Origin of the sequence: Pseudomonas sp. P8_229, assembly GCF_034008635.1 — a bacterium.
Lineage (GTDB): Bacteria > Pseudomonadota > Gammaproteobacteria > Pseudomonadales > Pseudomonadaceae > Aquipseudomonas.
This window is the reverse complement of record NZ_CP125378.1, coordinates 152,501-170,598: the sequence shown is the minus strand read 5'-3', so window position 1 is coordinate 170,598 and position 18,098 is coordinate 152,501. Positions and strand designations below refer to the sequence as shown.

The 18,098-nt window shown below is 60.7% G+C and carries 22 protein-coding genes (1 of these 22 cut by a window edge); 12 read left to right on the top strand and 10 right to left on the bottom strand.

The features are described 5' to 3' along the window. Positions 1-61: 61 nt before the first annotated feature. The 3 genes from QMK55_RS00690 to QMK55_RS00680 all read right to left on the bottom strand — a co-directional run bounded on the left by QMK55_RS00690 (position 62) and on the right by QMK55_RS00680 (position 2,142). Positions 62-469, bottom strand: coding sequence for a phytanoyl-CoA dioxygenase family protein (locus QMK55_RS00690; RefSeq protein WP_102357534.1), 408 nt, complete (start codon positions 467-469; stop codon positions 62-64). Continuing rightward, the gene (locus tag QMK55_RS00685; protein WP_102357535.1) at positions 466-1,497 is read right to left on the bottom strand and encodes an alpha/beta hydrolase family protein; all 1,032 of its coding nucleotides are present in this window, start codon (positions 1,495-1,497) and stop codon (positions 466-468) included. Before QMK55_RS00685 ends, QMK55_RS00690 begins: the two co-directional genes overlap by 4 nt. Before the next feature lie 72 nt (positions 1,498-1,569). Continuing rightward, entirely contained in the window at positions 1,570-2,142 is a 573-nt protein-coding gene (locus QMK55_RS00680; protein ID WP_320328398.1) for a hypothetical protein, read from the bottom strand. A gap of 247 nt (positions 2,143-2,389) precedes the next feature. Here QMK55_RS00680 and QMK55_RS00675 point away from each other — a divergent pair, with 247 nt between their 5' ends. Further along, complete coding sequence (locus tag QMK55_RS00675) at positions 2,390-3,085, top strand: tRNA (adenine(22)-N(1))-methyltransferase (protein WP_320328397.1); 696 nt, start codon at positions 2,390-2,392, stop codon at positions 3,083-3,085. Here the strand turns inward: QMK55_RS00675 and QMK55_RS00670 are convergent. Together QMK55_RS00670 and QMK55_RS00665 are read right to left on the bottom strand one after the other, a co-directional pair. After that, positions 3,066-4,067, bottom strand: coding sequence for an alpha/beta hydrolase (locus QMK55_RS00670; protein WP_320328396.1), 1,002 nt, complete (start codon positions 4,065-4,067; stop codon positions 3,066-3,068). The genes QMK55_RS00675 and QMK55_RS00670 overlap by 20 nt on opposite strands. Before the next feature lie 81 nt (positions 4,068-4,148). Continuing rightward, positions 4,149-4,685, bottom strand: a complete 537-nt coding sequence (locus tag QMK55_RS00665; protein WP_102357540.1) for an AAA family ATPase — start codon at positions 4,683-4,685, stop codon at positions 4,149-4,151. Positions 4,686-4,864: 179 nt separating this feature from the next. On the opposite strand from QMK55_RS00665, the gene QMK55_RS00660 reads away from it, so the two are divergent. Beyond that, the gene (locus tag QMK55_RS00660; RefSeq protein ID WP_320328395.1) at positions 4,865-5,308 is read left to right on the top strand and encodes a MerR family transcriptional regulator; all 444 of its coding nucleotides are present in this window, start codon (positions 4,865-4,867) and stop codon (positions 5,306-5,308) included. A gap of 83 nt (positions 5,309-5,391) precedes the next feature. Then, positions 5,392-6,624 (top strand): NADH:flavin oxidoreductase/NADH oxidase family protein, encoded by a 1,233-nt coding sequence (locus QMK55_RS00655; protein ID WP_320328394.1) that lies wholly within the window; start codon positions 5,392-5,394, stop codon positions 6,622-6,624. Positions 6,625-6,684: 60 nt separating this feature from the next. Here the strand turns inward: QMK55_RS00655 and QMK55_RS00650 are convergent, their stop codons facing one another. Next, positions 6,685-7,185 (bottom strand): SgcJ/EcaC family oxidoreductase, encoded by a 501-nt coding sequence (locus QMK55_RS00650; protein ID WP_320328393.1) that lies wholly within the window; start codon positions 7,183-7,185, stop codon positions 6,685-6,687. An 11-nt stretch (positions 7,186-7,196) separates the two neighbouring features. Between QMK55_RS00650 and QMK55_RS00645 the strand changes: the two genes are divergently transcribed. Next, entirely contained in the window at positions 7,197-7,631 is a 435-nt protein-coding gene (locus tag QMK55_RS00645; RefSeq protein ID WP_102357545.1) for a GFA family protein, read from the top strand. 20 nt (positions 7,632-7,651) lie between these two features. On the opposite strand, the gene QMK55_RS00640 is transcribed toward QMK55_RS00645, so the two are convergent. Both QMK55_RS00640 and QMK55_RS00635 read right to left on the bottom strand, forming a co-directional pair. Next, positions 7,652-8,170, bottom strand: coding sequence for a DUF1993 family protein (locus tag QMK55_RS00640; RefSeq protein ID WP_102357546.1), 519 nt, complete (start codon positions 8,168-8,170; stop codon positions 7,652-7,654). A gap of 84 nt (positions 8,171-8,254) precedes the next feature. Beyond that, a complete protein-coding gene (locus QMK55_RS00635) occupies positions 8,255-9,172 on the bottom strand; it encodes a LysR family transcriptional regulator (protein WP_102357548.1) in 918 nt (305 codons plus the stop codon). Positions 9,173-9,315: 143 nt separating this feature from the next. Between QMK55_RS00635 and QMK55_RS00630 the strand changes: the two genes are divergently transcribed. The 6 genes from QMK55_RS00630 to QMK55_RS00605 all read left to right on the top strand — a co-directional run bounded on the left by QMK55_RS00630 (position 9,316) and on the right by QMK55_RS00605 (position 15,071). Further along, on the top strand, positions 9,316-10,074 hold the full coding sequence (locus QMK55_RS00630; RefSeq protein WP_320328392.1) for a 5-oxoprolinase subunit PxpA: 759 nt from the start codon (positions 9,316-9,318) through the stop codon (positions 10,072-10,074). 93 nt (positions 10,075-10,167) lie between these two features. Beyond that, complete coding sequence (locus tag QMK55_RS00625; RefSeq protein ID WP_102357550.1) at positions 10,168-10,413, top strand: acetyl-CoA carboxylase; 246 nt, start codon at positions 10,168-10,170, stop codon at positions 10,411-10,413. 10 nt (positions 10,414-10,423) lie between these two features. Beyond that, positions 10,424-11,797 (top strand): acetyl-CoA carboxylase biotin carboxylase subunit, encoded by a 1,374-nt coding sequence (locus tag QMK55_RS00620; RefSeq protein WP_320328391.1) that lies wholly within the window; start codon positions 10,424-10,426, stop codon positions 11,795-11,797. After that, positions 11,794-12,666, top strand: coding sequence for a 5-oxoprolinase subunit B family protein (locus QMK55_RS00615; protein ID WP_102357552.1), 873 nt, complete (start codon positions 11,794-11,796; stop codon positions 12,664-12,666). Before QMK55_RS00620 ends, QMK55_RS00615 begins: the two co-directional genes overlap by 4 nt. Continuing rightward, positions 12,663-13,637, top strand: a complete 975-nt coding sequence (locus QMK55_RS00610) for a biotin-dependent carboxyltransferase family protein (protein ID WP_102357554.1) — start codon at positions 12,663-12,665, stop codon at positions 13,635-13,637. The genes QMK55_RS00615 and QMK55_RS00610 overlap by 4 nt, the downstream gene beginning before the upstream one ends. Positions 13,638-13,748: 111 nt before the next feature. Beyond that, on the top strand, positions 13,749-15,071 hold the full coding sequence (locus QMK55_RS00605; RefSeq protein ID WP_102357556.1) for a purine-cytosine permease family protein: 1,323 nt from the start codon (positions 13,749-13,751) through the stop codon (positions 15,069-15,071). 125 nt (positions 15,072-15,196) lie between these two features. Here the strand turns inward: QMK55_RS00605 and QMK55_RS00600 are convergent, their stop codons facing one another. Then, the gene (locus tag QMK55_RS00600; RefSeq protein ID WP_102357557.1) at positions 15,197-15,652 is read right to left on the bottom strand and encodes a PaaI family thioesterase; all 456 of its coding nucleotides are present in this window, start codon (positions 15,650-15,652) and stop codon (positions 15,197-15,199) included. Between the two features lie 377 nt (positions 15,653-16,029). Between QMK55_RS00600 and QMK55_RS00595 the strand changes: the two genes are divergently transcribed. After that, on the top strand, positions 16,030-16,575 hold the full coding sequence (locus QMK55_RS00595; protein ID WP_102357559.1) for a DinB family protein: 546 nt from the start codon (positions 16,030-16,032) through the stop codon (positions 16,573-16,575). 109 nt (positions 16,576-16,684) lie between these two features. On the opposite strand, the gene QMK55_RS00590 is transcribed toward QMK55_RS00595, so the two are convergent. Then, positions 16,685-17,197: a signal peptidase II gene (locus QMK55_RS00590; protein WP_256588206.1), complete on the bottom strand. Its 513-nt coding sequence runs from the start codon at positions 17,195-17,197 to the stop codon at positions 16,685-16,687. A gap of 419 nt (positions 17,198-17,616) precedes the next feature. On the opposite strand from QMK55_RS00590, the gene QMK55_RS00585 reads away from it, so the two are divergent. Further along, positions 17,617-18,098 carry the 5' portion of a saccharopine dehydrogenase family protein gene (locus QMK55_RS00585; protein WP_102357561.1) on the top strand. It continues 634 nt past the right edge of the window, so only the first 482 of its 1,116 coding nucleotides appear in the window; it begins with the start codon at positions 17,617-17,619; its stop codon lies off the right edge, out of view.

Below are 18,098 nucleotides of genomic sequence, written 5' to 3'. Positions count from 1 at the left end.
CTCAGCAACCGGCGCGCAGGGTTGCGTTCCGGTTGCTGCCGACCTTGCGCACGGCGCCGGACTATGGCCTGACCTGGCGAAACTGCGCAGGATCAAATTGCTCGCGGGTGTCCATGCGAACACCTCGCAGATCTGCAGTTTCCAGATGCGTCGCCTGCAACGTCTGTGCGCAGTAGCTGATCAGAATCGAACGCCGGCGGGCGCCACTTGCGTTGCGACTGCCCGCGTGCACCAGATCGACATCAAACACCAGAATGTCGCCCGCAGCGCCTGCCAGCTGCACGGCAGTGCTCTCGTCAGTGAACTCCAGCTGCGCATGGCGCCAGTCCATGCCGCGCGGAACCGGCCATTGTTCTGGCGGTTTGAGATTCGCATCGAACACCGCGCGAAGCCCGGCGAGCCACTCCAAAGGGATCGCCTGGCGCAGCAACGCATAACCCTCCCGATGAAGCTGCTCGCGGTCGATCAAGGCTTCGGCGTCGCCAGGAAATCGCTGATCAGCGCGACCACTTGCTGCTGGATGACCTCACGCGGGCGCGCCTTGTCGCCATCGCGGCAAATGATGCCATCGCCTGGAGCGTCTTCCTCGAGCATCTCGATCGCCCCCGGTTTGCAGATCGACGTGAAGCTGAAGTGAGTGGCGTCGCTGATCTCGACATAGCGCGTGCTTGCCGGTGGCAGACGTTTAGCCAGATTGGCGGATTCCAGCTGCGCAGGCAGGTCTTCGGACGGGGCGCCGGCGGCAATCACCAGCGACGGTACGGCCAGCGTCGCGAGGCTGGCGTCCGTCATGCCGCGTGACAGGCCCAGGTCCAGCGAGACGATGGCCGTGACCGCTGGGTAGCGCCTGTCAGCCGCCAGATCCGCCTTCGCTTGTGAAGTGCTGGCCGGATTCATTTTCTGGTAGACGCTGCAACTGGCCAGCTTCGAATGGACCTTGCAGTCCTCGGCAAAACGCTCGGGGTCGAAACGTGCACCGGCGATTTCCAGGGCCGTCCAGCCACCGAGTGAATGGCCAACAACGGCAATGCGCTGTGGCGCGACCGCGCCAAACTGTCCAGGCTGCGCCAGCACCGCATCGATCGCCCGACGCAGGTCGACCGGTCGCTGCCACAACTGCGCCGCCGCTTGCGGGCTGCGGTCGTGGGTGGTGCTGCCGGGGTGGTTGACCGCCGCGACGATGTAACCCTGATCGACCAGGGCAGTCGCCAGCCACATCTGGTTGCTCCAGTTGCCGCGGTAACCGTGGGAGAGCACCACCAGCGGATGTTCGCCGGCCGTCGGTGGTGCATCGCGCACCGCCGACGCACTGAGGAATACCGGACTGTCGTCGATCAATTGTGCGGGCGCGGTGGTGGTCGCGGGGTACCAGACGACCATTTCCAGCGGACGCTGCGGGTCCGCCAAGGTTGTGCTGTGGAAGCCGATGGGGTTGGCATCAGCGAGAGTGTGGGTGCTCAGGCCGATCAGAAACAGGGCGCCGTATGCTGTTTTCAATGGGGGTTCTTCCTTGATTGAATCGCTATGTGATTACAGCGCTCTGCGCGGGCGCAACGTTAGATCCGACTGTTACATTGCGTTCGTAAAAAGATCTTCACAGATCGAATGAAGGGGACCGGCACCGAAACCTCTGAGGGGTTTGGGTGTGGCAGGAAGGCCTTCTTCCCTGCACTTGCTTGCGATGACTTCTGACTCATCGAAAAACCTTTCAATAAGACAAAGCTTCATTTTTGCAATGTCATCCCCTGGCTGTTCGGGCGTCAAGTTAAGCCCACGTGCGAGCGAGATGCGAATATTTGTCGCCGCTACTCTGATGACCGGATCATCGCTACGATTGGCGAACTCCGTGACTTTTCGCACATCATGCTCCAACTGATCCCTGGACTTGGAGCGTCCTGGCTCTGTGCGTGACATAGCTTCAGCCCCCACTTCAAGAAACGAAGATCGTGCATCTACGACGGCTGCACATGTCTGCGCAAAGGGATCGCTGCTATCTCGGGTCAACTTGTATCCCTTGTAAGCGTATACAGCGGATGCAAGCGCAATCACCATCATCACGAACCATGCAACGATTTTGCCGTTGCGATCCGAGCTGTGACCGCGCATAGAGGTCAACAATGATCTCAGGGTGTGTAGCCTCATTTACTCTCCATCATGGAATTGAACAGCCAATACTGTCATTTCTGGCTGGATACTGTACTGGTATCGGGCCATCACGTGCATGACAAGTTGAACGCTATTGGTGCTGAGGTCTCGGCTACGGATGGACAGGTAGCCGCAGGATAGGGCGCTTGGCACGCCCGGATTTGAATTGCCAGCCACAGCCCGCTAGAGTCGCGCCCCTTGTCCGGCCCGCAGTGCCGGTTATTGCTGGGAAAAGGGGCGGCAGTTGAACGAACACACTTTGTCCATGCGCCTGGAGCGGGTGGCGGCGCAGGTGCCGGCGGGCGCGCGGCTGGCGGATATCGGCTCGGATCACGGCTATCTGCCGGTGGCCCTGATGCGCCGTGGCGCCATCGCGGCGGCGGTGGCCGGTGAAGTGGCGTTGACGCCGTTTCAGGCGGCCGTGCGCACGGTACGCGAGAACGATCTGCAGCCGCACATTACCGTGCGCCTGGCCAGTGGTCTGGCGGCGATCGAGCCGGGTGACGGGATTACCGCAATCAGCCTGTGCGGCATGGGTGGCGAGACCATTCGCGATATCCTCGACAGTGGCAAGGCGCGCCTGAGCGGGCACGAGCGGCTGATCCTGCAACCCAACGGTGGCGAGCAACCGCTGCGCCAATGGCTGATGGACAACGACTACCGCATCCTCCTCGAGGAGCTATTGCAGGAAAACCGCTTCTTCTACGAAATCATCGTTGCCGAGCGCTCCGGCCCGGTCGACTACAGCGCCGAACAACTGTACTTCGGCCCGTTGCAGATGCTGGCGCGCAGCCCGGCATTTCTCGCCAAATGGCAGCACCTGTTGCGCCAGAAACAGAAAACCCTGAACAGCTTCACCCGTGCGCGCCATGCTGTGCCCGAAGAAAAGCGGCAAGAGGTCGCGCAGCAGATTCAGTGGATTACCGAGTTGCTGGCGTGAGCTGAGCGCAACGATCCACGGGCTCCTGCGCGGCGCTTCGATGGTTGATCCATGCCCGGCTGTGAGCCAGCACCTTGTCGGCCATGGTCGTCGGAAAATGGATAAACCCATGGGCGCAAGCGGGCAGCAAGTGCACCTCAACCACTGCCGACGCTTTCCAGCGTGCAGCCAGTTCCAGGGTGTCGTCGCGCAGCGGGTCCAGTTCGCCGACAAACATCAGCGCCGGTGGCATGCCGGCAAAGTCGCCGTACAGCGGTGACAACGGCGGCTGTTGGCGTTGCGCATCGCTCAGGTCCGGGGTCAACTGGCGTAGCGCCTCGACCATGCCGGGGCCGTCCAGCAGCAGGGTGTCGGCAGTAGCAGCGCGCACACTGGCTGTTCCGGTCAGGTCGTAGACGCCGTAATACAGCAGCGCACCTTGGATGCGCTGCAGCAATTCTGGCGACGATTGCAGCCCCAACAACGTCGCCGCCGCCAGATGGCCGCCTGCCGATTCCCCAACGACGATTATCGGCAGATCAGCGAATTCGTTGCAGCCGAGCAACCAGCGAGCGGCACCCAGACAATCCGCCAGCAACCCCTCCACTGGCGTGTTGACCGCCAGCCGATAATCCACCGAGACCACCGCCACGTTGCACGCATTGACCATGCCCGCATTGAGCTCGTCGTTCATCTGCGGGTTGCCGATGACCCAGCCACCGCCATGAAAATCCAGCACCACGCCTCGGGCTTGGCCTTTGGGCCTGATAATTCGCAGCGGTACCGGGACGCCGTTTGAATCAATCACGATGTCTTCGGCCTCAAGGCCGTGTTTGCGCAGCTTGTCTGCGCCGGCCTTCTGACTGACGCGCAGCAGCGTCTGGATCAGTCGCGGCACGACGCGATTACGGACTCGAAACCGCGGCAGCCAGGCGAGGGTCTTGTTGAAGCGCTGCATCTGCGCGATTTCATCTGTGCCGAATTCGAGTTTTTTGGTGTCCATGCTGGTCCTCTATGACGTTCGCTGCGGCGTGCCGACACCGCTAAGCACTTGTGCAATCCGACAGATGGCCGGCAAGCACGTTCACTCCAGACAGGTTGTGGACGTAGCAGTCAATTCATCGACAAATGCAGCAATCTGCCGCTTGTCTCGCAGGTGTACCACAGGAATGTTCGGGCCGATGGCCAGGCGCACTTTTTCAATCCCCGGTCGGTAGCCGCGATCAAACGTCCAGACAAACTTCAGAAATTCCAGAAACGCCCGGTCGAGCGTCTCTTCGCAACCTGTTGGCTGGTCAGCGCGAGGGCGCTTCAGCACGCTGCGCTGGATCACTCGGGTGAAACAGGTGAGGCGAGGGGTATCCAGCCAAATGATCAAGTCGGCGCGTGGCAGGCGCAGGTCGAAGGTTCGCCGCGCGTAGTTGCCTTCACACACCCAGGCATCCGCTGCCACCGCTGCGCTGACTCGGGTGCGGAACTGCTCGGCATCTGGCTCGACCCAGCCTGGCTCCCAGAACAAGGTGTCGAGGTGAACGACGGGCAGGTTCAGGCGCTGACCCAGGGCGCGGGCCAGGGTGGACTTGCCGCTACCGGCATTGCCTAGAATCACAATCCGTTGCATGGGGACTTCCTGTCGAGAAAAGCCGGCCATTGTGCAGATTCCGTGAGCGTAAGCAACGCTCGAGGAGGCGGCTGGATTGCGCTGGTCGTCGACTGCGATAAAACCTCTGCGCCGATTGGCCGCCGAATCAGTTCAGGTTTAAAGTCAGCTTCAATGTTAATGCGTCTGCGGAGTGGAACATGAGAATCGGTGAATTGGCGAAAATCAGCGGGTTGGCGCCGTCTCGCATCCGCTTCTACGAAGCGAGTGGTCTGATCACCTCGGTCGGGCGCAAAGCCAACGGCTATCGCGATTACGCTCCCGACACCCAGTGGCTTCTGGAGCTCATTACCGGTGCGCAGGCGGCGGGATTCTCATTGGAGGAAATCCGCCAGTTGATGCCGATGAATGCGCAGGGCTGGCAGCATGAACAGTTGCTCAGTGGCCTCAAGCAAAAGGTCGAGGAAATCGAAGTCCTGCAGCAACGGCTGGCCCGGAACAAGGCGCAATTGCTGCTGGTCATCAAGGGTGTCGAGGGCAAGCCTGAGGGCATGGCGTGTGCGGACAATGCGCAAATGCTGATGAATCGCTTGCGCGAAGAAGGCGTGGTGGGTTCTTCAGACCGCCGTGATGTGGCGCGCTGAACATCGAATATCCTTAAAAAAGCTATTGACCTTAAAGTTGGCTTTAATCTTATGGTGGCCTCATCTCAGTTGAGGACTGCCCCATGAATGTGTTCGACCCCCTGCTACTTCCCAACGGTTCGACCATCAAGAACCGAATCGCCAAAGCCGCCATGGAAGAGAACATGGCCGACGCCGATCAGGCGCCCTCCGAGGAACTGATGCGGCTCTACCAGGCCTGGGCCGATGGTGGGGCCGGGCTGATCATCACCGGCAACGTGATGGTCGACGGCTGCGCCATGACCGGCCCGGGCGGCGTGGTGCTGCAGGACGACCAGCAACTCGCCAAGTTCCGGCGCTGGTCGAGTATTGGTCGCTCCGGCGGCGCGCAATTCTGGTTGCAGATCAATCACCCGGGCCGGCAGATGCAGGCCAACCTTGGGCAAAAAACCTGGGCGCCGTCAGCCGTGCCGCTGGAGCTGGGCAACATGTCCAAGCGCTTCGCTACGCCCCATGCCATGACTCCAAGTGTGATTGAGGAGGTCATTCAGCGCTTTGCACGCACCGCAAGCCTTGGCGAACAGGCCGGGTTCACTGGCGTGGAAATCCACGCCGCGCATGGTTATCTGTTGAGCCAGTTCCTGTCGCCGCTGACCAACCAGCGGACGGACGAGTGGGGCGGCTCCCTGGAAAACCGCGCGCGCCTGTTGCTTGATATCGTCAGAGCGGTGAGGGCGGTGGTTGCGGCGGATTTTGCGGTGGCGGTCAAACTCAACTCTGCCGATTTTCAGCGCGGAGGCTTCACCGCCGACGACGCGAAAAAGGTGGTTGAGCTGCTCAACGATCTGGGTGTGGATCTGGTGGAATTATCCGGCGGCAGTTACGAAGTCCCTGCCATGCAGGGCGAGGCGCGCGATGGCCGGACCCTGGCCCGCGAGGCTTACTTCGTCGAATTTGCCCACGACATTCAGACTGTCGCGAAAATGCCGGTGATGGTCACCGGCGGGATTCGCCGCCGCCCGGTGGCCGAACAGGTCGTTCAGAGTGGCGTCGACATGGTGGGGATCGGCACTGCGTTGGCCATCGATCCGCATCTGCCGCGTGACTGGCTGCAGGGCAAGGACAACGCCCCACAGTTGCCGCCGATCACTTGGAAAAACAAAACCATCGCCGCGCTGGCGAACATGGCGGTGGTCAAGTTTCAGCTGGGCAAACTCAGTCAGGCGAAAAAGCCCGACCCGGGCGTGTCGCCGCTGCGTGCGCTGATTCTGCAGCAGGTCGGCATGGCGTTTCGCACGCGCCAGTATCGGCGGTGGGTAGAAAAACGTTCGACGTGAGGCGACTGAAACGGATGCAGCGCAGGGTGAAATACATTCCTGTGGCGTCGCCCGCGTTGGCTATTCGCGCAAGATGGCTTCACCCGTGCGCGGGTTGGTGAGCGTCACATTCTCCAGCGCCCTGATGCGCCAGGCCTCGTTGTGTCGGGTCAGCACCGCGAGAATCAGTGTATCCACCGCATGCGCCCCGGCCGGATGTGCAGCACCGGCCGACAGACGACTCCAGAAATGAACGATCGCCACTCCGTCAGCGACGTGATCGACATCGATTAGTGCGTTTTCAAGGGTGGAGTCGCGGTAGATTGTCTGGTGAATGGGCGCGTGCAACGCGACAATTTCCTCGATGCCCCGAACGAAGTGGCCGAAGCGATTGACGAACGTCGCCTGCGGATCGAACAGTGCGCCGAGTGCGGGCATGTCGTGGGTGTTCCAGGCCGTCTGGAATGCACCGGGGACGTCTTCGGGGTTTTTCATCTGAGTCATGGCTGAACGCTCGCCGATGGTTAGAATGCGGCCTTGAACATAAGAAACTTCAGCATGGATGTGCAAGCGCTCGTCCACAGGAGATTTTCATGACAACAGGGCAGTGTCTATGCACCGCTGTACGCTTCAGCCTCTCGGTTGTGCCTGGTTTTTTCTATCGCTGCCACTGCACCCTGTGCCGCAAACAAACGGGTGTCGGCCACAACCTCGCCACGCTGGTCAACGCTCGCGACTTTCACTGGGAAGCAGGGCAGGACTCGATCAAAAGCTGGGTCAAACCCAGCGGTTACCGAAATGACTTTTGCGCACAATGCGGTTCGACCGTGCCCAACCCGCTTCGCGGATCGCCTTACGTGTGGGTTCCGCTCGGCCTGCTCGATGACGATCTGAGCATGGAGTGCGCGGGCGATTTTTGCGTTGACGATGCCATGTCGTGGGATGCGCAACGCTCGGCCAAAAGTCATTGTGGCGCCGTGGAGTCGTTGGCGTTTCTGGTACAGGAGCTCCGGGTCAACGGTGGTTGACGCCGGAGCCTGACCTGCAATTATTTTCGCAGATACGCAAACATGTGCTGCACATAGTCCGCCTTGCCCAGCGGCACGCCGTTGTGCCGCAGGATGTTGTACGCCGTGATCAAGTGGAAGTAGAACTGGGGCATGGCCCAGTCCACGGCATATTCGCTGCCGGTCATGTCGAAAGCGATGCCGTTGGGCAGTTCGATGGCGATTTTCCTGTCCGCGCTGGCGTCGATCTGCGCCGGATCCGCTGCTGCCAGCCTCTCCAGTGTGCTTTCGATCAATGCCTTGGCCGCCGCCATGTTTTCTGGCGGTGTGAGCGCGCTCAGCGGCTGTTGCGTCAGCCGTTGCACGGCGTCCTGCGCCTGAGTGCAGGTGTACTGAATTTGCCGGGCGAGGTTGTGCATGTCCGGCGCCAGGCGTGCTTCGAGCAGAACCTGCGGGTCGTAGCCGCGCTCAACGGCGCAAGCTTCGCCCTTGGACAACAGCGCTGACAAGGCGCGCAGCATCTGGGCAAAACGAGGAATGGTCACTGCATGGATCGACATGGTTTTTCCTTGCGTAGTGTCTCGGGGTTTGGCGGGGGAACGATGAGGCAGCGCTCGCGCATTTTCCGGAGGGTAACCCTGTTTTCAGCGTCGCGCGAGATGCTGCTGGGGCGCCAGAAAGGCATCGTGGAAATAATTGCGAAACGCGTGCATCGCCGGGCTGAACTCCTGTGCGCGGTGCCACGCCAGGCCGACACTCATCGGCGTCACCTTGTCAGTGATGGTCAGAGTTTCGATGCGTTTGCCTTCCAGCGACCAGGGGCGGTGCACCAGGTCCGAAAGGATTGCCACGCCACTGCCGTTGGCGACCATGCTGCGCACGGCTTCCACGGAACTGGTGCGGACCCGCACGTTCGGCTGCTGGCGGGCGTTTTCCCAATAACGCATGGCGCTTTGTTCGGCCTCGTCGACGGTCAGCAGGATGAACGGCTCCTTTGCCACATCGGCCAGGCTGACCGCCGAACGCTCGCACAGCGGATGGTGACTGGGCAGCCATAACCGGCGCTCAGAGTTGAAGAGTGTCTCGGAGACGATATCCGGGTGAGTGAGATTGGCGGTGAGCACCACGGCCATGTCGAACCGACCTTCGAGCAGCCCCTGTTCGATGGCTTGTCGTTCCTGTTCGTGAACTTCGATGGTCACGTCGGGATGCCAGTGTTCCAGGCGCTGCAAATGGTGCGGCAGGAAGTAGCCGAACACCGTATAGCTCGCCGCCAGGCGTAACACGCCACTGGCGCGGATGTCCGGCAGCGGGCTGTTCAGCGCGTCATCGACGCTGCGCAAAATCACATAGGCCCGGTTCAGAAAGTGCCGCCCGGCATCGGTCAGGCTCATGCCTTGCGCCGAGCGCTGGAACAACAGCGTGCCGAGAATGCCTTCCAGTTCCTTGATCGCGGTGGTCACCGCCGACTGCGAAATATTCAGATGAATCGCGGCCTGGGAGATCTGCCCGATCTCGGCGGTGGCGACGAAATAGCGCACTTGGCGCAAGGTCAGGGACATGGACACTCCGGTCAGCGAGGAAGCGATTTTTTCAAGGCTATCTGTTTTTCAGAAGATGGCCTATCTGTTAATAGATCTTCCCAAGGGGTTAGCGGAAATCTAACTTGGCCTGCATGAAGTCACAAGCGTCAGGAGCAAGCGTCATGCAAGCAGTAGATTTCAACTCGGACATGGGTGAAGGCTTCGGCCCATGGACCATCGGTGATGGTGTCGACAGTGAGCTGATGGGCTTCATCAGTTCGGCCAACATCGCCACCGGTTTCCATGCCGGCGACCCCGGCACCATGCGCCGCACGGTCGAACAGGCCAAGCGTCTGGGCGTGGCCATTGGCGCGCATCCGGGGTTTCGTGATCTGGTCGGTTTTGGCCGTCGGCACATCAACGCACCGGCTCAGGAACTGGTCGACGACATGCTCTATCAGTTGGGCGCCCTGCGTGAACTGGCCCGGGTTCAGGGTGTGGCCCTGCAACACATCAAACCTCACGGTGCGCTCTATATGCACCTGGCGCGGGACGAGGAGGCAGCCCGCCTGCTGGTGGAAAACCTGCAGCGACTGGAACCGGAGCTGCTGCTGTACTGCATGCCCGATTCGGTGATCTGGCGTGTCGCCACCGAGCTCGGCCAGCCAGTGATCCGCGAGTTCTACGCCGACCGCGAATATGACCTCAGTGGTTCCATCGTTTTCACCCGCAACGTGCGCGCCTACGACCCGGCGCTGGTTGCTGCGCGGGTACTGCGCGCCTGTCAGCAAGGTGTGGTGCGCACGGTCGAGGGTGAAGACCTGGCGATCGAGTTCGATTCGATCTGTCTGCACAGCGACACCCCGGGTGCGCTGGCGCTGGTCGAGGCCACACGTACAGCGCTCGACAACGCCGGGATCAAGGTGCGCGCCCCGCGCTGATGACCGGCGAAACACCTGGTCCACAGACGCCGGGGTTTGCCCAACGATGCACTTTTTGCCTGCCTTTCTACAACTATTCCAAAAGGAACAGACATGGCCGAACACACTGTAATCACCCCGTTGCCGGGGACCTTCTACCGCAAAGCCACACCGGAGTCGGCGAACTACGTCGAGGTGGGCGCGCAGGTCGGCGCCGACACGGTGATTGGCCTGATCGAGGTCATGAAGCAGTTTTCCGAACTGACCGCCGGGACGGCCGGTCGCCTCAGCGCATTTTTGGTAGAAGACGGTGATCCGGTGGAACCGGGTCAAGTCATCGCAACACTCGACGTCGAGTGAGGGCGCGATCATGACCCAAGGTATTCATAAATTACTGATCGCCAACCGTGGCGAAATTGCGGTGCGGATCATTCGTGCCGCCAAGGCTCTGGGGATTCCCACCGTTGCCGCGTGTAGTGACGCGGATGTCGATTCCCTCGCGGCGCGCATGGCCGATGAGGTGCACGTACTCGGCCCGGCACGTGCCGATAAAAGTTATCTGAACGTTGAGGCCTTGCTCGGCGCCTTGAAAACCACGGGCGCCAACGCAGTGCACCCCGGTTACGGCTTTCTCTCGGAGAACGCAGATTTTGCCGAAGCGGTGGCGGCGGCCGGGGCGATTTTTGTCGGGCCGAGCGCCGAGACGATTCGGCGCATGGGCGATAAAGCCGAAGCCCGACGCACTGCGCAAGCGGCGGGGGTGCCGGTGGTGCCGGGGTCGCCGGGTGAGTTGTTTGACGTTGAATCGGCACTCAAGGCTGCTGAAAGCGTTGGCTTCCCGCTGCTGATCAAAGCCTCGGCCGGTGGCGGTGGGCGCGGTATTCGCCTGGCGGAAAACGCTGCGCAACTGGCGGAAGAGTTTCCCCGTTCCCAGCGCGAAGCCCAGGCTGCCTTCGGCAACGGCGCGGTGTATCTGGAACGGTTTATCGGCCGGGCCCGGCACATTGAAGTGCAGGTGTTGGGCGATGGTCAGCACGCGGTGCATTTGTTTGAGCGTGAGTGCTCACTGCAACGTCGCAGGCAGAAGATTTTCGAGGAAGCGCCGTCGCCGGTCCTCAGTCAGCAGCAACGCGAGACCCTCTGTGCCAGTGCCGTGCGCCTGACCGAGTCCTTGGGCTACAAGGGCGCTGGCACTCTGGAGTACCTGTATGACGATGCGACCGGCGAGTTCTTCTTTATCGAGATGAACACGCGGATCCAGGTGGAGCACCCGGTCAGCGAGCTGATCACTGGCATCGATCTGGTCCAGGCCATGCTGCGCATTGCCGGCGGCGAACCATTGGGCTTGCGGCAGAGTGACATTCAACTCAACGGCGCCGCGCTGCAAATGCGCCTGAACGCCGAAGATCCGCAGCGCGACTTTTTCCCAAGTCCGGGGCTGGTCGAGGAACTGATCTGGCCGCAGGGCGAGGGCATTCGTGTCGACACTCATCTGTATCAAGGCTACCGCGTGCCGCCGTACTATGACTCGCTGCTGGCCAAGCTGATTGTGCATGGCGCTGATCGCGCCCAAGCATTGCGCCGGGCGCAGGCAGCGGTAGCGCAGACCACACTGTCCGGCATGGCCAGCACGCTGACGCTGCACGGCGAATTGCTCGAGCAAGCGTGGCTGCACAGCGCCGACTTTCACACTGGCACCCTGGAAACCTGGCTGGCCACGCGCCGCAGCGGAGGTGCAGCATGAGTACGCCAATCCGTTACAGCTTCGGCGCCGATGAGCATCTGTTTGCCGAAGTCAGCGACAGCATGTCCCTCGATGCGTTTTTCAAGGGCCTGGCTGTCACCCGCGCGGTGGAACGGCTGGCACTGGATGGGGTGCTCGATGTGTGTCTGGCCAATGCCTCGTTCCAGATTCGTTTCGATCCGGACCGCATCGCCCCGCACACCTTGCTCGAAGCGGTGAAAGGCGCCGAAGCCGAGGCGGTTGCCGAGCGCACGCTGCAGACGCGGATCATCGAGATTCCGGTGCTGTACAACGACCCGTGGACCCACGAAACCCTGATGCGTTTTCGCGACCGGCATCAGGACCCCAGCGCCACTGACCTGGAATACGCCGCACGGATCAACGGCCTGGCCGACGTCGATGCGTTCATCGCCGCCCACAGCGGTGCACCGTGGTTTGTCTCGATGGTCGGCTTCGTCGCCGGGCTACCGTTCATGTTCCAGATGGTCGAGCGCGAACGCCAGTTGCAGGTGCCAAAGTACCTGCGGCCACGCACTGACACACCGAAATTGACCCTCGGTCATGGCGGTTGCTTTGGCTGCATTTACTCGGTGCGCGGTGCCGGTGGTTATCAGATGTTCGGCGTGACGCCGGCACCGATCTACGACCCGCAGCAAAACCTCGCGTACCTCAAGGAACACATGGTGTTTTTCCGTCCGGGCGACATCGTGCAGTTCAAGCCGATCGATCGTGAGGCCTACGACCATGCCGTGGCTGAAGTGGACGCCGGGCGCTTTGATCTGCGGATTCGCCCGGTGGAGTTTTCGCTGGACGCGTTTCTCGCCGATCCGATCGGTTATCCCAAGTCGTTGCAGGAGGTGCTGGCATGATCAAGGTACTCAAACCCGGTCTGGCGACCTCGGTACAGGATCTGGGGCGCGAAGGCTATTACCACCTGGGCATTCCGCCTTCGGGTGCGCTTGATCAATATGCCTTGAGTGCAGCCAATCAACTGGTCGGCAACCCGGCAGGGCTGGCGGCGCTGGAATGCACGTTGCTCGGGCCGGAACTGGCGTTTCAGCAGGACGCTTTGGTAGCGGTCTGCGGTGCGCATATGACGCCGCGTGTCGATGGTGTGGAAATGCACCACGACACGGCTTTCGAGGTGAAGGCCGGACAAGTGCTGCGCTTCGACTTTCCGAAGGCCGGCGCCCGGGCTTATCTGGCGGTGGCGGGGGGCATTGATGTGCCGGTGGTGCTCGGCAGTCGTTCGACCTACGCGCTGGGTGCGCTTGGCGGTTTCCAGGGGCGGCGGTTGGTTGCGGGCGATGAGTTGCCGATTGGCGCTGCCAGTGGCAAGGGCCGCGCCGGGGCCAGTCTGCCCATGGCGTTACGCCAATCGCTGGGCGGCGAAATTACCCTGCGCGTGGTGCCGGGGCTGTATTACGAGCGTCTGAGCGAATCTGCGGCGAAGAGCTTTTTCGCCGAGCCATGGACCGTCGGTTCAGAAGCCGACCGTATCGGCTATCGCTTCAAGGGCGGCAGTGCGATGAGCTTTCAGCCCCGCGAGCAACCGTTCGGCGCCGGTTCCGATCCGTCGAACATCGTCGACAGTTGCTACCCGATCGGTTCGATCCAGGTGCCGGCCGGGCTTGAGCCGATCGTCCTGCACCGCGATGCAGTGTCCGGTGGTGGCTACGCGATGATCGGCACAGTGATCAGCGCCGACCTCGACTTGATTGGCCAGATGCAACCTAACCAGAAGGCCCGCTTTGTCGCGGTGACCCTCGAAGAGGCGCTGCAAGCGCGACGTTCCTATAAGAAAAAACTCGGCTGCCTGAGCAAGCTGTTCCCTTCCTGATTCTGCCCGCCGCATCGCGCGGGCCATGCCAAACGGTAAGCCAACGCCGCACTTCGGTGCGGTGGCGGCTGCCCGCGCTTCAACCTTTGACTGGTTCTGGAGTTCACGCATATGGCTGCTTTATCGCAATCGAGTCAAACCGGGCAGGACCCGGCCCACCATCCCGTACCGACCGAAGCGCGCATGGGGCGACTGTCGCTGACCATGGCCTGGTGGGCGGTGTGCAGCGCGATGTTCTACATCGTGGTTGGCGCTTCACTGGCGCTGTCGTTCGGTGCGCGCAATGCGCTGATCGGCATGCTGCTGTCGGTGATCAGCTACGGCTTGGTCAACAGTGTGCTCAGCCGTTTCGCCATCCGCAGCGGCTTGTCGGTGGCGCTGTTTTCACGGCTGTTGTTCGGCAGCAGCGGGGCGTGTCTGGCGACGCTGATCTTCTTCTCCACGGCGATCTATTACGCGGTATTCGAAGGCTCGGTGATTGCCGTAGCGCTCCATCAGTTGTACCCGCAACTGATCTATCCGCTGGCGGCACTGGCGGTGGTGCTCTACAGCGTGCCGATGATTCTGGGCAGCGTGCAGCACTGGCTGGACAAGCTCAACGGCGTGTTGCTGCCGGTGTACCTCGGCGGCCTGCTGGTGGCGGTGGGGCTGTCGATCAGTCGTTATGGCTACCAGCCGCAATGGCTGGATTTCGGTCCGGCAACGCCCAGCGCATTCGGCTGGTGGCACTGCTTCGTCGCTTATATGGGCGTCTGGGTGTTGATGCTGTTCACCTTCGACTACGCGCGTTTCGGCAAGCCTGAGGACGCCCAATACCACGGTCGCTGGAACTTCGGCATGCCATTTTACGCGGTGACGTTTTTGCTCAACGGCGCGGCGGGGATCTACCTGGTCAGCAGCATTCCCCATGACGGCGCCCTGAACGAAGTGTCGGTGGTGATGGCGATCCTGCAGTTGATGGGGCTTTGGGGATTGCTGTTCGTCTGGGCCACGCAAACCCGCATCAACACGGCCAACTATTATCTGGCGACGTTGAACATGCAGGCGTTCTTTGGCCGTTTTGGCGTGCGCGGCTCGTACCTGATGTGGGCGCTGGTGGTCGGTGTAATTGTCTACGGGCTGATGCTGGCGGACGTGTTCGCCTATCTTCTCAAGGCGTTGGCCTATCAGGGGATTTTTGTGGTGGCCTGGGTCGGCGTGGCATTGGCGCAGACTCTCTGCGGACGCAATGAAGTGGCGGCACTTGAGCGGGTGGCTGCATTCAATCCAGTCGGGTTGACGGCGTGGTTCGGAGCGACAGCGCTGGGACTGGCGTTGATGTTCGCCGGTGATGGATTGAGCAGTTTTTCCGCGCCGGCGACGGTGGTGGTGGCGTTTGCCTTGCAGGCGGGACTGGCCCGGCGCGGGCGGTGGGTGTTGCAGGCGGCGGAGTAGGGGCAGGAAAAATCAGCCGAACAGTGCGGCTGATTTAGCGATAAGCCACCGCCAATGTCAGGGGAGACGCTGCCGTGTAACCAGAGTACGGCGGCAGCGATCTCTTCAGGTTTGGCAAGCCGTTTTCAACGAGACGGGGTTTTCGACTTTCCGTCGCTCGGTTCACCAGATGAGGTTGGCACAGCGAACACCGCACTGGCGCGCGCAACCGTTCGTTCACCGACATGCAGGCTGACGGCGGCAAACGCCAGTTGACGTCCCTTTTTTGAGTACTCAAGACGCACTTCCAGCCACTCATTGATTTGTACTGCGCCGAGATAATCCAGGGTCATGCTGGCGGTGATCAATGGTTGTGGAGGGTCGCTGGAAAATGCCATGGCGTAACCCATGCCGACATCGGCTAATGTTGCCAAGACACCCCCATGCAAGGTGCCGCGGCCATTGGCATGTCGTGAGTCAGTCAACAGTCCCAGTTCCAATTGCAGTCCGGTGCCCCTCGCGTAGATAGGGCCAAGCAAATCAAGCAACGGGCTGCTGCGGCTGAACGGGGTGAATCCGTCGGCAATTGCAGTGGCGTTCATGGTTCCTCCTTGTGCCGGCTACTCACCGGTCGTTGACCTGAGTACTTCGATTCAACTGGAGGGTTTATTTGTCATCGCGCAAGGGGGCAAGAACTATTCGGGTGCGGAATTTGCGGTGATAAGCCGTGAGTCCTGAATGAGGGCACAAGCGCAGCCTCAACACTTTGTGAAGGTGCCTCCCCAGCGTACGTATCGTTCGTTAAACTGCCACGACTCGCCCGCAAAGCGACCTTGACAATAAGAAGCCTGGGACCCTCATGCGCCATCGACGCATCCCCCCTGGCCACCAGCGAAACACTGCCATCCATGCCGTTGCTGCGCATCTTCCGCCCAGGGTTGGCGACCAATCTGCTGAATTCACTAAAAGGACGAACACGATGAATCGCACCGGCCATGTCTGCTTGATGGCGACATATAACAAATGGATGAATGCAAACATTTATGACACGGCCCAAAGCCTGTCGGATGAAGAGCTTTCAGTGAATAGAAAAGCGTATTTTGGTTCTATTCTCGGGACGCTGAACCACTTGGTGGTCGGGGACGTTCTCTGGCTGAAGCGATTCGCAGAGCACCCGGCGAACCACTCGGCTCTGGAGCCGATTCGGCAGCTTCCTGCGCCCAAAAGTCTCGACCAGTTGACGTTCTCGAACATCCGCGAATTATCAGCTCATCGATTGTGGCTCGATGGAGTAATTGTCGAGTGGTCTCGTTCCATGACAGAAGAAAATCTGGATCACACCCTCAGTTACACAAGCATGGCCGGGGCGCCCTCGGACAAGAGCTTTTATGGTTTGGTCATGCATTTCTTCAACCACCAGACTCATCACCGCGGGCAAGTGACTACTTTGCTTTCACAAGCAGGTGTCGATATGGGCAATACGGACCTGGTTTACCTCATTCCATCCGAGCCCGGCACTCATTAGAAAACCCTGGTGCAGGGTCGGGTTTTGTCACCTTGGATCGGGTCGGCTAAACAGTGCCGCCCTGCAGGAGGCGCGGAGTCAAGGTGACAGCAGTCGGCCATAAGCTCGTTTACGCTTCAGATTTTTTCCGCCATTCAACATAGAGCAGCATGCCGGCACCCACCATGATTGCAACATCTGCAATATTGAACACGCCAGTGTGAACAGACCCCAGGTTGAGAACCATATAGTCGACCACGTGCCCCTCACGAAACACCCGATCAATCAAGTTGGAGGCGCCACCCAACGCGAGGAGGTATACCGCTGCCGATCTCCGTGGAGAGCTTGTCCAGCGTGCGAGGGACCACCAAGTGGCCCAGCACACCACCGCCGCTACGCCCACTATGAAAATCAGTTGTTTCAAGCCAGCTGCCAACCCTGCGCCCAGGCTGAGGAACGCTCCAGCGTTCAGGCTCAGCGCGATATCCAGCCAAGCGGAACCAACGCCCAGTTTGAAACTTTTCGATTGCAGCACCACTAACGCCTGCATCTTGACCCACTGATCCAGGGCGATAAATCCAAGGCCAATCAGTACCGCAAACAACCGACTTCTCATCATGAGCTCCACAATCAATCCTTTCATTCATTTATGCCGGGCACGCAGGCATGGCTCGCTTTTGGCTGCGGCGCGAAGATAGCGCGACCTTGACTTCGGGTCTACTGATCGCCGGCTCAGAATCGGACTTCGCCAATCTCCGCTATCGGCTAATGATGAAGCGCTTAACCAGCATTGCCAGTTGGCGTACTGGGGATGAGCGTGGAGGGCGGCGAGCTGCTGCTGGTCAACGTTGCGCTATCGCGGCGAGGTGATACGCCAGTGACGCGCCGACGATTCCCGCGCCGATGACGATGATTCGTTTGCTCACATCAACCTCCATTGGCGATGCGCTGACAGTACTCCATCCCGGCCTGTGGCGGCAGACTTGCCTGGCCCGGTGATATCAGGGAAGCTGCGCCGAGCCCGGTTTTGGGCCTTTTTTGGAATCCTTCAGGGAAGCGTTGATGGCACTCAGGGTGTTGGTGGTTGGCGGGTATGGAAACTTTGGCAGTATCGTTTGTCGGCACCTGATCGACATGCCGGGCGTCGAACTGGCGATCTCGGGGCGTGATCCGCAGAAGCTGGCGCGCAAGGTCGCTGAACTGGGCGCAACCTGCGAGAGCTGGTGCGGCGATGCTATGGGCGCCGGGTTCTGCGCCGCTTTACGCGCGATGAACATTCAACTGGTGATTCACACCGGCGGCCCGTTTCAGGGGCAGTCCTATGCGGTGGCCGAGAACTGCATCGCGGCGGGCGTCAACTATTGTGACCTGGCGGACTGCCGGACGTTCGTCAATGGCATTGGCGTGCTCGATGCCCGAGCCAGGCTGGCCGGGGTCGCTATCCTCAGTGGTTGCAGTTCGGTGCCGACGCTCTCGTCAGCGATCATCGATGAGCAGCGTCATCGCTTCAAGCGCATCGATTCGATCGAGCACGGCATTTCCTC